We start from the raw sequence: 15,950 nt of genomic DNA, 5'->3' as shown, positions 1-15,950 counted from the left end.
ACGTGCAGGGGCGCACATCAGTGCGCCCACATTAAGTGGCCAAAGGCCGGGTGTTATGAGCGAGTTTCAGATAACAAACGATTGATCAGCGGACCCAGCGCTTTCAGCGAGGTGGCAGACAAAATGTCAGCGTGCTCGCACTCCAGCGGCCAGATTTCCAGATCTGAAACAAACGGTTTCCAGGTCGCAGGCACATCCATGCCGGCAGGCAGGGTTTTCTCTGCCATAAACAGCGTGGCTTTGCCGGCGTAACGCGGCGTGCGCGCTTCCGCAAGCCGGGCAACCGCGTCCTTGTAGTTGGCGACGATGGTGCTAAACATCGCGGCTTTCTCTGCTCGCAATAGCGGATCGCGCTCATCTTCAGTAGCAGCCATAAACTCGGCCTGCTCGCGTGCCACTTCCTGTTCAGCCTCCTCAGCATCTGGCGTGCGCCAGTCCTGACCTTCGGCTGGGTAGGTATCCAGCAGACCTAGGAAGGCCACGGTTTCGCCACTGGCCTGCAGACGCGCCGCAATGCCTTGTGCCAGCGTGCCGCCCAACGAGTAGCCCAGCAGGAAGTAAGGTCCGTGCGGCTGTTGTTCACGAATCACGGCCAGATGTCGATCGCACATGGCTTCGACGCTGGCACAGTCCGCGATAACACCCGCCGGGCGCGGCGATTGCAGCCCCACAATCGGGAAATCACCGTCGATATAGTGCAGCAGGGCGCTGTACTGCCAGGCGAAACCCGATGCCGGATGGATGCAGAACAGTGTCGGGCCCTGACCGGCACGCAGTGGCAGCAGCTCCCCGTTGCCGCTGCTATCACTGACATCACCCGCCAGCAGTGCCGCCAGTTTCTCCACGCTGCGTGCGGCGATGATCTGTCCGACACTTACCGGCTGTGGCACACGACGGCGCATTTCTGCTGCCAGTCGCATCGCCAGCAGTGAATGACCGCCCAGCGCGAAGAAATCGTCATCGGCATACACCTGCTCACAACCGAGCAACTGCTGGAACAGCTCTGCCAGCACCCGTTCGTGAGGTGTTTCCGGCAGGCGACCAGGCTGCGCGCTGCGTTGCGGCATCGGCAGCGCTTTACGATCCAGTTTGCCGTTGGCGCTGAGGGGCAAATCGTCGAGCAGCAGATAGCTCACCGGCTGCATATGGGCAGGCAGGCGGGTGCTCAACTGCTGCTTAACCTGCTCAATATCCAGTGCCACGCCAGGCTGTGCCACCAGCCAGCCCAGCAGCTGGCGGTTATCGACGCCCGCCGCAGCCTGTTGTGTCAGGTTGCGAGCGGCCACGACCGCCTGCGCCACGCCCGGTAAAGCCACCAGCGCCTGCTCAATTTCACCTGGTTCAATGCGCTGCCCGCGCATCTTCAGCTGATCGTCGCTACGGCCCAAATACTCCACGGCGCCATCTTCGCGCCAGCAGGCGATGTCACCGGTGCGATACATGCGTTCGCCATCGGCAAATGGGGCGGCAATAAAGCGTTGTGCGGTAAGATCGGCGCGATGCAGATAGCCATCCGCCAGCTGGATGCCGCTGAGATAGAGATCGCCTGGCACGCCAACCGGCACCGGGCGCAGCAGGTTATCGAGGATATGCAGTTGAGTGTTCCATACCGGGCGACCAATCGGCACGCCGGGGCCATTCAGGCCTTCGAGCGCGTTACCGCTGGCCGGTTGCCAGGTGACATCCACGGCGGCCTCGGTGGGGCCGTACAGATTATGCAGCGGAGCCGCGATCACCTGTTGATAGCTTCGAGCCAGATCGCAGGCCAGCGCTTCTCCGCTGCAAAATACGCGGCGCAGTGAGGCACAGGCGCGATCGGTTGATGCACTGACATGCCCGACAAAGGCGGCCAGCATCGACGGAACGAAGTGCAGGGTCGTGACCTGATACTCATCGATCAACTGCCACAGCGTCTGCGGATCGCGATGGGCATCCGGCGGTGCCATCATCAGCTGCGCGCCGGTCATCAACGGCCAGAAGAACTCCCACACCGAAACATCAAAGCTGCACGGGGTTTTCTGTAATACCACGTCGTCACTACGCAATGGATAGCTGGCCTGCATCCAGCGCAAGCGGTTAACAATGGCGCGTTGATTGACCACCACGCCTTTCGGCTTGCCCGTGGAACCTGAGGTGTAAAGCACATAAGCCGGGCGCTGCGCGTCGGGTTTGGGCAATGTATGACGCGCCTCACTCTGCGCACTGGCAAGGTGATCGAACATCATCAGGGTGCCGAAGCCAGCAAAACGATTTTCCAGCGCCGACTCGGTGATCACCACCCACGGCCGTGCATCGTCCACCATGTAAGCCAGACGCTCATCGGGATAGCCAATATCCAGCGGCAACCAGGCCGCGCCTGCCTGCAAGATGGCGGTAAGCGCGATACTCAGGCGAACCGAACGTGGCAAGGCAACGGCAACGATATCGCCTGGCATCACACCGGCTTCGATCAGGCGATCGGCCAGCAATGTGGCCTGACGATGCATTTCGCGGTAGCTAAGCTGATGCTCAACATCACACAGCGCCAGCGCATCCGGCGTGCGTGCGGCCTGCTGGGCGATGGCCTGTTGCAGGGTTTCATTCTCCAGCTGCACGCCCGTGTTATTCACCCACTCCAGCAACGATTGCTCGGCGAGGGTTTGTAAACGCCACTGTGTTAACGGCAGATCCGGTGTGGTCACCAGCTGCTGTAACAGCAGCAACAGGCGTTCAGCCAGCCGACCCGCATCGGTGACGCAGGCGCGATATTCCATTAACAGCGTCAGCTGTTCACCCGGCAGCACCAGCAGCGTCAACGGATAGTGGGTATATCCGCGGTTGTGAATCGCGTCGCAGCGCACCTGTGCGTTGGCGTCGAGTAATGTCTGATTATCAGGGTAGTTCTCCACCACCAGCAGGGTATCAAATAGCGTACCCGCTCCGGCCAGCTGTTGGATTTCTGCCAGCCCGAGGCAATCCTGTTCAATCAGCTGGATCTGCTGATTCTGATGTTCTGCTAGCTGTTCCAGCAACGGGCGCTGAGTGTCAAACCGCACGCGCACCGGCAGCGTATTACTGAACAGACCGACATGTTGATCGATCCCTTCAATCTGACCGAAACGTCCGGAAACCGGTGCGCCAAACACCACGTCCTGCTGACCGCTGGCAATCGACAGCATCATGCCCCACAGGCCCTGCATGACGGTGTTGAGGGTCAACCCGCGTGCGCGGCACAGCGCATAGAGTTCGCGCTCCAGCGTGGCATCCAGCGTGATGCGTTTCTCCTGAACGCCACTGTCGACGGCATTGGGATACAGCAGCGTGGGCCGCACATCGCGCAGGCATTCCTGCCACTGCTGGCGAGCCTGATGCACATCACGCTGGCTGAGCTGGCGCACGATGTCGGCATACTGGGTGCGTTGGGCGGTAAGAGGCTGCTGACGTAGCGCCTTCAGCAAATCGTTCAGAATGACCGGTGTTGACCAGCCATCCACCACCAGATGATGCGCATTGAGCAGCAGCGTCCAGCGTGCTTCATGGCGATGCGGGATCAGCGTGGCCTGCAACATCACAGGCTGCTGGAACAGATCCTGTGCCAGCGCCTGATATTCAGCGGCTTCAATATCCTCGACTTCCCGAACCTGCAGCGGCCAATGCAGCTCGCCTTCCGGGAGTAACTGCAACGGCTGCAGGCTGAGTTCGCTATCAAATTTCGCGGCTAACTGCGGATGACGTTGCAATACCTGATTCAGCGCCTGCTGCACCGAGGCCACCGACACATCGCCGCTCAGGGTTAAACGCGTCAGTGAGTTATAGCTGCCTTGCGCACCAGTGGTCTGCGCGTGGAACAGCAATCCTTTCTGCAACGGCAGCAGTGGCAGCACATGGCTAAAGGCACCGTGGCGCGCGCGCAGCTGTTGCAGCACCGCATCATCGACACCTTCAAGATTGATCTCTGCTGCCACCAGCGTGTTGGCGGCGTGTTGTGGCTGCTGCTCCGCGAACTGACAAAGTTGCTGTGCACCCTGAGCGATTGCCTGATGCAGTTGCTGAATCTGATCGGCGTGTAAAACGCCCTCCGCCCAGCTCCAGTTCAGCGCCAGCTGCTGGTCATCAACAAACACGTTGAGTTCCAATGTGTGCTGGATCGGCATCGCATCGTCCTGAATCACCGCAAAAGTGTCGCGGAACTGCTGCGCCGTGCGCTGAGGCTGCCAGTGACCAGCGGATTGGGTAAAGCGGCCAAGATAGTTAAACAGCACTTGTGGCGCATGGTCGGCGGCCAGTTTTGCCAGCGTAATGCCGCGGTGGGCATCCAGCCAGCGCAGTTGGCCGTAACCGATACCGCGATCCGGCACGGCACGCAGCGCGGACTTCACCGCGCGCACGCTGTCATTCAGGGTAGCCGCATCGGGCAGGGCGACCAGCAGAGGGAACTCCGCTGTCAACCAGCCGACAGTCCGCGCCAGATCCTGATAATCGTGCAACTCGGCACGGCCATGGGATTCCAGCGTCACGCGTTGTAATACGCTGCCGTTCATACTGCGCAGCGCCAGCGATAGCAGGGTGAGCAGTAACTCTTCGCTGGTGGCGCGGAACTGCTGTGGCAGGGTATTCAGCAAGGCTGAGCTGGTGGCCGCATCCAGCAGGGTGCGCTGATGTAAGGCACGTTCGTTACCGGTTAAGGCACGCTCACCCAGCGCAGGCAGCGGCTGTTCCAGCATGCGTTGCCAGAATGGCATTTCGCTGGCACGTGACGCCAGGTTGGCCAGCAGCGTAGCGGACCAGTCATGCAGCGAGGTCTCTTCGGCGGCCAAGGTGATCGGCGCACCGCTTAGCAGTGCATCACCGGCCTGTTGCAGTTCATCCAGCAACACGCGCCATGACACGCCATCCACCACCAGATGGTGCAGCGTTAACACCAGACCACAGCTCGACCCCTGACTCTGAAGCAGGCTTGCTTGCAAAAGGGATCCTGCTGCTGGATTGAGACGTGCTGCATCGTCACGGAAGGCCTGGTCTGCGGTCTGGTCACGCACTTGCACTTCGACAACACGACAACGCGCAGGGCGTGCAGGCAGCGCTTCACCCACCACCAACTGCGCATTACGCGTGAAGGCGTTAAGGGCTGGATGCGCGCTGACGAGTTGCTCAATCAGCTGTTCCAGCTGCGAAAGTTGCAGCTCAGGCGGCACCGACAGCAGCACGCCGTGGGCGAAGCGTGCGTTGATGCCCGCTTGCGCATGGAACCAGTGCAGAATCGGCAGACCGCCAATCGCGCCCTGTTGAGACACGCGAGCATGTTGAGTGTGCTGTGCCAGCGGGGCGAGATCTTGCGCCATGCGCGCGGCGGTGCGTTCGGCAAAAATATCACGCGGGCGCAGCAGATAGCCCGCACGACGGGCGGCAGTGCTCAGCCCCATTGCCGAGATGCTGTCACCGCCGAGTGAGAAGAAGTCATCTTCTGCGCCGACGCTCTCCAGCCCGAGTAAGCTGGCCATTGCCTGGCAAATCAACGTTTCCTGCGGTGTGCGCGCCGCGCGGCTTTGCTGTTGCTGTGCCTGCTGCGGTTTCGGCAGCGCCTGGCGATCGATTTTGCCATTCACATTCAGTGGCAGATCATCCAGCACCATCAGCACGGCCGGCAACATGTAGTCCGGCAACTGGGTGCCGAGCTGCGCCAGTAAGCGGGCGCTGATCAAGGGATCGTTGCGCAGGGCGTCATCCTGTACCGAACAGTAACCAATCAAACGGTGAGTGGCACCCATCACTTCGGCAATCACCACTGCGGTACTCACCTCGGGCAGCGCCACCAGCGCGTTTTCAATTTCACCGAGTTCGACGCGGAAACCGCGCACTTTGATCTGGTGATCCACGCGTCCGATAAACGCCAGTTGACCATCATGACGCCAGCGCATCACATCGCCGCTGCGATACATCACCTCGCCTTCGCGGAAGGGGTTAGCCACAAAGCGGGCGGCCGTCAGATCCGGGCGGCGCAGATAGCCGCGCGCGATGCCGGTTCCTGAGATGTAGAGTTCTCCGGTGCAGCCAATCGGCACCGGACGCAGCTGGCTGTCGAGCAGATAAACCTGGCTGTTGCCCACCGGACGGCCAATCACCGGCTGCGGTGAAGCCAGCACGCTGGCGCCAAGGGTATCGATGGTGTACTCAGACGGGCCGTAATAGTTGTGGATTTCCATCTGCTGCTGTTGCTGCATCAGTTTCCACAGCGTTGGCGTGGCGGCTTCACCGCCAATCATGACAAACGCAGGGCGGTGGTTTTCCGCCTCCAGCAATCCGCTGTCGATCATCTGGGAGAAAAATGACGGCGTGATGTCCAGCAGATCGACCGGCACTGCGTTCATCTGCTGAATCAAACCCCAGGCATCGCGGCGCAGTTCTTCATCGAAGATATTCAGCTCGCAGCCCATCAGCATGCAAAACAGCGGTTCCCATGAAGAGTCGAACGAGAATGATGCAGTGTGACCGGCGCGCATGCGGCGCGGGCTGCTGGCGTGGAAGCGGTCAATTGCCGGTCCAAACAGATGCTCGCGATGTGACAGGAACAGATTCAATAGCCCCTGGTGCGTGCTCATCACCCCCTTTGGTCGGCCGGTTGAACCGGAGGTGTAGATCATATAAGCCAGATCCTCACCGCACAGCAGGGTGCTCGGTACGCTGGTCGGCTGTGCCGCCAGTTCGCTCTCCAGCTGATCGATGCACAGCGCAGGAAGCGTTGGCATCTGCGCCAGTGTCGTTGAATGAGTCAGCAATAGCGCGGGTTGCGCATCGTCGCACATCAGTGCCAGACGTTCGCGCGGATAGTCGAGATCCAGCGGCATGTAGGCCGCGCCGCTCGCCAGCACGCCAAAGATGGCCACCAGCGAATCCACCGAGCGCGGAATACCAATCGCCACCACATCGTCCGCTCGCAAGCCACGCGCAATCAGCACGTGCGCCAGTTGCATGGCGCGGTCGGTCAGTTGGCGATAGGTCAGTGACTGTGTGCCGCAGACTACTGCCGTCAGGTCTGGGCTTTGTGCCGTGCGTTGCAGCAGCATATCCACGATGGTGGTCGCGCCCGGCGGCGGGGTGATTTTTGGGCCAGTGGACCAGCGCTGTAAATCAGCTTGTTCGTCAGGAGCAATGATCGCCAGCATATCCAGAGTGGCCTCGGGTTGTGCAGCGAACTGCGCGAGCAGATGACGAATACGGTCGGCGTGACGCTGTAACATTTGCGCGTCATAGCGCGTAGGGTTAGCCACCAGCGTTAACTGCAATGTGCCATCACGGAAGCCCACTTCAAACTCGATATCGTCGACAGGGCCCATGGCTAAGGTGTGGGTCACCGCCGGAATGCCATCGAATTGCAGATCATCATGGTAGACCTTGACGTTAATCACCGGCCCGTAAAGTTGTTGATTGCTGCCGACCAAACCCAAATCGCGACGGAGTTGCTCGGCTTCATAGCGCTGGTGACGGCGTGCTTTGCGAATTTCCGCCTGCACCTGCTGCACCAGCGCGGTTAAATCGGTGTGATGAGGGATATTGAAGATCAGCGGTAGCACGTTAACCACCGGCCCTAACGCCGTCAGTGCCGCCGAGCCCATGCGGCGCATAAACGGAAAGCCCACCGATAAGCGAGGAGTGTTGCTAATGCGTGCCAGATAGGCCACCAGCAGGGCACTGACGATATCGCCTTCGCTGCAATCCTTAAATGCAGCGTGCTGGCGCAATGTTGCCAACTCGGGTAGCGCTACGTAGCAGCTGATAGGGCGATCGCCTGCATCCGGTACGCTTTCACTGGAGAGCGTTAAGGTTTCGGGCAGTTCAGCCGCATAGGTTTGCCAATGGCTGGCGGAACGGGAAAACGCCGGGGAATCCTGCCATTGCTGATACTCATCGATCACCTCGCTAAACGGCGTGAAGGGTGTAGGTGAGGGTTCCTCACCACGGCACAGTTCGGCATAGATAGCTGCCACCCGCTGCGTCAGCGCTTCGAAACTAAAGCCATCAACCAATAGATGGTGATAACGCTGATACCACCACCAGCTGCCATCACCCACGCGCATTAATACATGTCGATACAGCGGCTTATCACCGTCAGCAGCCAGTTCGGCGCGCAGATCGGCCTGCATAAGTTTATGCGCCTGGCCAGTGGCGTCCGCGCGCTGGCTGAAGTCATGCCACTCCGGCAGCACCAGTGCTTGCGCATTAAACCACTGCGCGGGATGACCCTTTTCATCAAGGCCAAAGCGCGCCTGCACAGTGTCGGCTTCTGCCATGGTTTGGCGGATGGCGCTGTCCAACGCAGCGCGGTTAATGTCGCCGTGCAGCACGCTGTAGTGCGCCACGGTAAATTGATTGCGCTGCTGCGCAATAGCGTCAGCGATCCAGATGCCGGGCTGAGCCGCCACCAAAGGATACGCAGGTGAATGCGTGATTAACGATGCCAAAGGAATGTTCCCGTCTAAAAAAATCGAAAAAAGAAAAAGTTAAAAAGCGAAAAATTAATGTGCGCTGGACGACGTCTGTTGCGTCGCTGGTCGCATGTCCTGCCAGTGTGTTTCGATGTACTCAATCGCTGCAGCACGCGGCAGCGGTCCCGCCACGTTTTGCCAGCCCGCAGGCACCTGAGCAAATGCGGGCCACAGGCTGTACTGCTGACGCGCATTGATCAGCACCAGAAAATCGAGCGCGTCGTTATCAAACGGATTTTGTTGTTCAGACATGGTGGTTACCTTTTGAGGTTGGGTCAGAGAGAAGATCGGCCAGCAGCCAGCGGCAGCCGTCGATCAAGCCGCCGCGCCAGCACAGCGCGTCGTGCCCTCCGGCGTAGCAGCGGAAAAACAGTTCATGTCCGGCGGCTTCCAGCGCGGGACGTATTTGCTGGTTAACGAACAGCATGTCCTGCTCGCGATCGCCGACTTCCTGAAAAATCTTCAGCTTGCCGACGGGCAGGGCGTTGTCCTGCAAACGCTGCAACAGCAGACCCGGATCGTGCTGTTCACGGTTGGCGTAATCGCGGATGTATTGCAGGTGCGGCCACCAGAACGAGCCGGATTGTGTGAGGATGCGGCCAAAACGCTGTGGCCAGTGAAGTCCGGCATAGAGCGCGGCGAGGCCTCCGTAGCTTTGGCCTGCCACTAGCGTGCGGCTGGCATCGTTGCTGAACGCAGCATGCTGGCGCGCCAGCGGCAACAGTTCTTGTTGCACCGCCAGCCAGAAGGTTTCGTTGCAGGGCAGCTCGACTTCGCGATGCTGGCTATCGATCACGTCGATAAACAACCAGCAGGCAGGCGGCAGTTCGCCGGCATCGGTGACCTGATCGAGGGCGCTGAAAATCGGCTGTCCGTATACCCAATTCTGCCCATCCAGCAGAATCGCCAGCGGGCGCTGATCCGGTTGCGCGGTCTGCCCGGTGGTGTAAAGCCAGACGTTACGCGTGACGTTGAGCAGATCGCTGTGCCACTGCAAAGTTTGCAGTCCATCCGGCCAGGTTTCCGCTAAACCGGCATCCAGCTGTTGCCAGGCGGATTGATCGGGCGCGTCTGGCATATGCGCATTACTCAGCGCAAAGCGGCGGCTGCTCAGAAACGGAGGAGACGGGTTCAGCATGTCGGGGATCGCCAGCGGCATCAGCGATATCCACCACTTTCGTTGCAGCACCCGGCAGGTTTCGTCACTGCCGCAGAACAGCGGGGGCAGGTGCTCATCCGTCACCGGAATCAGGCTGTAGCTGCCGCGCCAGTCAGATTCGATCTGTGTCGACCAATGCCAGACATCGCTATTGCCCACGCGAACAAGGGATTCGGGAGCCTGGCTGTGATGGTCAGTAACGCCGTTTATATCGACATAAACTTTTTTAGTAGCAGATAGCTCGGAACGGCCTTCGGGATCGCGCCAGAAGAAATGCATACGGGTTTCTCCACCCGGCTGATGTTCAATCACTGGTGTACCCGCCGTTTGCAGCTGTTCCCACCAGCGATGGCTGCCGAGATCGTGCTGATGCAACCACTGGGTAACTGTTCCAGCGGGCAACCAGATTGGCGTCATTTGTTCTGCGTCGCTGAGAAACATTCTGCAACCTCTCTCCACATTTTCTTCAAAGACTTTACATTAATAAACGTAATGCAAATGCTATTGATAACGATTTACATTTGCAATATTATTTTTGCGCCGAATAAATCCCCTATTTTTCAGATGATTATTCTGAGATGGATGTTTAACGGGGATTCAGGGCCGCGTTTTGCGAGAGGAAGTTATATTTCAATCCGTTACAGCTTTCGCCGTTGGGTGGAGGGGAATGGACGGATTATTTCATCGACAAGGCAGTTTGAAATAGAGATGGCAACTATGTCCGTTAAAGCAAAAAATTTAGCAATACCTGCTGTGGCACTTCCGTTCAGATTCTCCCGTCTTCACCTTTCACTGGCCTCAATTCTGCTGGTGGCACCTGCCACCTTCAGCGTCGCGGCAGAAGAGACCATCACCGTGAATGCGGATACGCGTGAAAGCGTGACGTCTCCGCTGCAAGGCTATGTGGCGAAAGAGAGTGCTGCGGGGACCAAAACCTCAACGCCACTGCGTAAAACTCCGCAATCGATTTCGGTGATTACGCGTCAGCAGATGGACGATCAGGCTGCACCGTCGGTAGCAGATGCTCTGAGCTACACCAGCGGCGTGCTGACCAACTATCGTGGTAACTCAAACCGTAACGATGAGATCATCGCGCGTGGTTTCCGCTATGCACCGAAATTCCTCGATGGATTGAGCTATGGCTTATCCGGCCAGGCGGGCGCGGCGGGGCAGATCGATCCGTGGTTGCTGGAGCGTGTGGAGATGATTCATGGCCCTGCATCGGTGTTGTATGGCCAGGTGAACCCCGGCGGCATCATTGCGATGACCAGCAAGCGCCCAACCGCGCAGAGCATTCATAAAGTTCAGCTCAGCACCGGTAATCAGCATCTGGGCGAAGCGGCGTTTGATTTCGGCGGCAAACTGAATGACGACAACACGCTGTTTTATCGTCTCAACGGCATCGCCAGCACCAGACATGAGTTCGTGAAAGATAACAAACAGCAGCGCATGGCGATCGCCCCGGCATTGACCTGGCTACCAAATGCGGACACTAGTTTCACCCTGCTGACCATGTATCAGAACGAGCCAAAGGCCGGATATCGTAACTTCCTGCCTGCCAACGGCACGTTGTTTAACACCAGCGCGGGCTACATTCCTTACGATTTCAACGTCAGCGATCCGAGCTTTAACGAAGCGAAACGCGAGCAAACCTCGGTTGGCTACATCTTTGAGCACAACTTCAACGACAACATCAGCTTCACGCAGAATATGCGTTACAGCAACATGGATGAGTCGTACAAATATCTGGTCTATACCTTTGATGCCGATAACGATCACTCCATCAACCGTCGTCCGCAGCATGACAAAATCAAGTCCAAAGAACTGGGCATTGATAACCAGGTGAAAGCGACGTTCGATACGGGCAACGTTGCGCATACCGTATTGGGTGGGCTGGATTACAAATGGAGCGATGTCGATAACAAACTGTGGCGCGACAGCGGTGACCAATACATTCTCGACTGGGCGAATCCGACCCGTGTGACGATCAATGAGAGCGATCTGGCGTTGAACACCAGCACGCGTAAAAAGCTCGATCAGGTTGGCGTGTATTTGCAGGATCAGCTGGAGTGGAATCAATGGAATCTGCTGCTGTCGGGGCGCCAGGACTGGTCAGAAGTGCGCACGCAGGACCGTATTGAAAACACCACCACTCAGCAAAATGACAGCAAGTTCACCGGCCGTGCCGGTCTGTTGTATGCCTTCGATAATGGCCTGTCGCCGTATGTCAGCTACAGCACCTCGTTCGAACCGAACCTGAGCACCGGTGCGCCGGGTAGCGATCCGTTCGCACCGACTACGGGTGAGCAGACGGAAATTGGTATCAAATATCAGCCAGTGGGTTGGGATGCGGTGTTCACCGTTTCCGCGTTTGATATCACGCAGAAAAACATCACCTCTTACAACAGCGAACTGGGTTACAACGAGCAGATCGGTAAGGTGAAGTCCAAAGGTATTGAGACGGAAGCGCACGCGCAAATCACCCCTGAAATTAAGGTGATGGCGGCTTATACCTTTACCGATGCGGAAACCAAAGAGAGCAACACCGCGGCGCAGGTCGGTAAAACGCCTTCCAGCATTCCGCGTCATGCCGCATCTGCCTGGGGTAGCTACAGCTTCCTCGATGGTGCGCTAAACGGTCTGACGCTCGGCAGCGGTGTACGTTACACCGGCACAGCCTGGGCGGATTCCATTGGTCAGGACAAGGTTCCGCACTACACGCTTTATGACGTGATGGCGAAATATGAGCTGGGCGAAGCGGCTAACTCACTGCGTGGCACCACGCTGCAGTTGAACGTGAACAACGTGGCCGACAAGCACTATGTTGCCTCATGCAGCAACACCAGCGCGTGCTTCTACGGCAGCGGTCGTTCGATTGTGGCCTCTGTCAGCTACAGCTGGTAATCGCGATAAGGCAGGGCGTCCCTTACGGGCGCCCTGATTTTAGCCATTTGCATTCCGTGCTGCTTTCCCCCAGATGAAACACCTGGAGACAGGTTTTCGGAAAATACTGGAATTCTGTGACTGTCATCACTCAGCGAGGCACGCTAAAATAAACACTTCTCATTCAGAAAAAGGTCTTTCGTCACGATGTTTTCGCGTTTCACTCTAGCCGCTTTGACGGCCGCATTAATGCTAACCGGCTGCGCACGCCATGCCGCTGACAGCAACGCTACCGCGCAAGCTGAAGCGCCTGCCGCTGCCCCCATCGAGAATGACAACATTCCTTCCCAGTTCGATAGCGGTCCGACCGTGATCAACGTGTCTCACCAGATCACGCGCACCGATGACGGTTCTTCCGTATACCTTACGGTAGATGGTCAGGATGCCGGTCTGCTGCAGAAAGGCGAGAATAAAGAGATCCGCGTTGCTGAAGGTAAACACCAAATCGGTGGTTACGTGCAGACGCTGTTTGGTTTTGGCAAGGTGACCATTTCATCGGTAGATGTGACTACCGACACCAAAGGCCCGAAAAACGTGGTCTATTCGGTGACGCGTCAGAAGCCGACCTTTAGCGAAACGCAGGCCGCCGCGCCAAACAACTCCTGATGAGTTAAGCGGTGCTGTTGTGTTGTCAGCACCGCTCACGGTTAACTGCGGCTGAACACCAGTTTTAATCCCGCAACGGCGAAGCAGCAGGCCAGTAGCGCATCCAGCCCACGGCGGATACGGTGATAAAATGCTGCCATCACCGCCGTGGAGAACAGCAGCGCATAGCCGCAAAACACCAGCACGCATATCGTGGCACAACCCGCGATGATCATCGGCAAGGTTGAGGCTGCAGCATCCGGTTTCAAAGCCACCGACATAATCGCCACCCAGGTCAGAATCGCCTTGGGATTACCGACGTGCATCAAGATACCCTGACGAAACAGCCTGGCAAAGGCGACTTTATCGCCGCTGGCGCTGAATTCATTCGCATCGGGACGGCGTAAGGCGGATTTGCCTGCCTTAAAGGCCAACCACAACAGATATAAACCACCGCCTATCTTCAGCACGATCAACAGCTGAGCAAAGGTTGCCAGCACGGTTAACACGCCACAGGCCGCCAGCAGCGCCCACATCATCGAACCGCTGATCACCCCACTTGCCAGCGCCAGTGCGGCACCGCGCCCTTTCTTCATTGCCGTGCCCATAATCGCCATATTGCTCGGGCCAGGGCTGGCGGTGGCAACAAAATAGGTGGTGTAGATCAGAATCAATTCGTGTGAAAGCGCCATGTCGTCCTCTGCGATGAGATTGTCCTGCTTTTGTTATATCGCCTGCATCGCAGAATGACTACTGCTGATTCTGTATTAAGAAGGGATCGCTTTGGCGTAGCTGCGACTTCTCACTTTATAAAGCGTGAAAACAATCGAAAGCGAGGCAATCACGACCAGAATTAATCCTGGGCCAATCAGCGATCCGAAGCCTAACGCATTGAAGATCAGCAGGCCGACAATGCCACCGGTAAGGAAGGAGAAAATGGTCACCAGATGGGTGTTCAGTTGCTGCTTAAAAGCACGAATGTTTTTGGAAGGATCGCGACGCAATAACGCAACAAATACCGAACCGATTGAAATGCCTGCATCCGTCAGCGTGCCGGTAATATGGGTAGAACGAACGCGACCGTTGGAAAGTTGCGTCGAGGTGGAGTTATGTACACCCATTAAGAAGGCCAATAGCAGCAATATTTCCCCGTTATTATTCGATGAGAAATAATAGATTTCGAACAACGAGGTCATAATTAACAGCACGCCTTCCACCAGTAAAATGCAGCTAAATATGGTGCGCAGCCCATTAATCACCCCCAGCACCACCGAAATCCTTGCCACCACCGCGCCGGTGACAAAGGCACCAATCATGGCGATAAATACCTTGAGGTTACGAATATCCAGCTCATTCAAATCGCTGGATATTTGCGCGATATTGCCGGACATATGTGAGGGGAAAAAGCCAAAAGCAGCTAACGCCATGGCATTCAATAATCCTGCTGATGTGGCAAGGCACAGGGCGAGATTACGATCTTCAACGTGTGTTCTGGTTCGCTTCAGTTTTATCAGCATAATTCACCCTTGCTCATGGAGAGTATTGTGATAACGCAATGCGTCAAATCTGGTGTTCGCCAGTGAATAAGTGAAGCACAAAAATCTTAAGGGGATCTTAATAACTTTCAGATATAGATAAATCCTATTATGGGTGTAAAGATATCTAAGGAAGATTGCCAGTTACGTTATGTCTGGTTACTTTCGCCTGATGCATTTAATTTCAGGGAAATATCGAAATGACCAATCCTGGTGCTCAACCTGAGCAGCGGCGCGCGCTCCTGCTGATCAATCGTCGGGCACGCCGTGGTGCGCAGTGGGCGGATTTGGCACATCAGCAATTATCGGCAGCAGGCTATTCCCTGATTACCCCGCACGAAGATGATGAACGCAGTTACAGTGAATTGATTCTGGCGCATCAGTCTCAAGTGGATGTGGTGATTGTCGGCGGCGGCGATGGCACGCTGAATGCGGCGGCACTGGGGCTGATGCAATCCCGCTTGCCGCTGGGCATTTTACCGCTCGGCACGGCCAATGATTTTGCCCGTACGTTAGGCATTCCTTTTAATCTGGAGGCAGCGATCAACATCATCGTCGCAGGACACACGCGGCGTATCGATCTGGGTGAAGTCAACGGCCATCTGTTTTTGAACGTGTCCAGCGTTGGATTTTCTGCCAGCCTGGCACGCAATCTCACCGCAGCAGCCAAGAAAAAGTGGGGCACAGCGGGTTATGCGTTGGCTGCATTGCGCCTGCTGCGGCAAAGCCGTCCGTTCAGCGCCATACTGCATTATGATGGCCAGCAGGAAGCAATTAAAACGGTGCAATTTTCGGTGGGCAATGGCCGCTTCTACGGCGGTGGGATGACGATAGAGAAGGACGCAGCACCCGATGATGGTCGTCTGGATGCGTATAGCCTGGAAGTGCGTCACTGGTGGCAAATTCTGGCGCTGTTTCCCTCGCTGCGCCGTGGCACACATGGTCGCTGGGGCAACGTGCGTACGCTGAGCGGCACCCAATTTAGCCTGCACACCCGGCGTCCGCATGACATTAATGCGGATGGGGAAATTATTGGCCGCACGCCTGCACATTATCGTTTAATCGAAGGTGCAATTGCGGTATTAGCACCAGGTAAACCTTAATGGCTCACTATTTCTGAACGTTAATATCGGCTGATGAGAGTGTGACACTATTCTGAATATCCTGATCTCATTTCATTTAAGTTAATAATGATTTCGTAAAGCTGTTCCTGTTTACGCGTCTGACAACCTGATGATTATTCGAGGGAGAATTAAATGAGCTTAA

8 protein-coding genes are annotated in these 15,950 nt (G+C 56.9%); 3 read left to right on the top strand and 5 right to left on the bottom strand.

Annotated elements, in window-relative coordinates; all coding sequences use genetic code 11:
• Positions 1-53: 53 nt before the first annotated feature.
• Genes LBW88_RS12720 through fes form a run of 3 tightly spaced genes read right to left on the bottom strand, consistent with a single transcriptional unit; the run spans position 54 to position 10,062 of the window.
• A complete protein-coding gene (locus LBW88_RS12720) occupies positions 54-8,438 on the bottom strand; it encodes an amino acid adenylation domain-containing protein (RefSeq protein WP_224932642.1) in 8,385 nt (2,794 codons plus the stop codon).
• A gap of 54 nt (positions 8,439-8,492) precedes the next feature.
• On the bottom strand, positions 8,493-8,714 hold the full coding sequence (locus LBW88_RS12715; RefSeq protein WP_034830344.1) for an MbtH family protein: 222 nt from the start codon (positions 8,712-8,714) through the stop codon (positions 8,493-8,495).
• On the bottom strand, positions 8,707-10,062 hold the full coding sequence (fes, locus tag LBW88_RS12710) for an enterochelin esterase (protein ID WP_224932641.1): 1,356 nt from the start codon (positions 10,060-10,062) through the stop codon (positions 8,707-8,709). The genes LBW88_RS12715 and fes overlap by 8 nt, the downstream gene beginning before the upstream one ends.
• A gap of 276 nt (positions 10,063-10,338) precedes the next feature.
• On the opposite strand from fes, the gene LBW88_RS12705 reads away from it, so the two are divergent.
• The gene (locus tag LBW88_RS12705) at positions 10,339-12,525 is read left to right on the top strand and encodes a TonB-dependent siderophore receptor (RefSeq protein ID WP_224932640.1); all 2,187 of its coding nucleotides are present in this window, start codon (positions 10,339-10,341) and stop codon (positions 12,523-12,525) included.
• Positions 12,526-12,711: 186 nt separating this feature from the next.
• The gene (locus tag LBW88_RS12700) at positions 12,712-13,170 is read left to right on the top strand and encodes a hypothetical protein (protein WP_224932639.1); all 459 of its coding nucleotides are present in this window, start codon (positions 12,712-12,714) and stop codon (positions 13,168-13,170) included.
• Positions 13,171-13,211: 41 nt separating this feature from the next.
• Here LBW88_RS12700 and LBW88_RS12695 read toward each other — a convergent pair whose 3' ends face one another.
• Both LBW88_RS12695 and LBW88_RS12690 read right to left on the bottom strand, forming a co-directional pair.
• A complete protein-coding gene (locus tag LBW88_RS12695) occupies positions 13,212-13,841 on the bottom strand; it encodes a LysE family translocator (RefSeq protein ID WP_224932638.1) in 630 nt (209 codons plus the stop codon).
• 75 nt (positions 13,842-13,916) lie between these two features.
• A complete protein-coding gene (locus LBW88_RS12690) occupies positions 13,917-14,666 on the bottom strand; it encodes a YoaK family protein (RefSeq protein ID WP_224932637.1) in 750 nt (249 codons plus the stop codon).
• Between the two features lie 218 nt (positions 14,667-14,884).
• On the opposite strand from LBW88_RS12690, the gene LBW88_RS12685 reads away from it, so the two are divergent.
• Positions 14,885-15,787 (top strand): lipid kinase, encoded by a 903-nt coding sequence (locus LBW88_RS12685; RefSeq protein ID WP_224932636.1) that lies wholly within the window; start codon positions 14,885-14,887, stop codon positions 15,785-15,787.
• Positions 15,788-15,950: the final 163 nt, after the last annotated feature.

Origin of the sequence: Pantoea sp. alder81, from assembly GCF_020179835.1 — a bacterium.
In the GTDB taxonomy this organism is placed as follows: domain Bacteria; phylum Pseudomonadota; class Gammaproteobacteria; order Enterobacterales; family Enterobacteriaceae; genus Pantoea.
The sequence above is the reverse complement of the archived record's forward strand: the minus strand, read 5'-3'. Positions and strand labels throughout refer to the sequence as shown.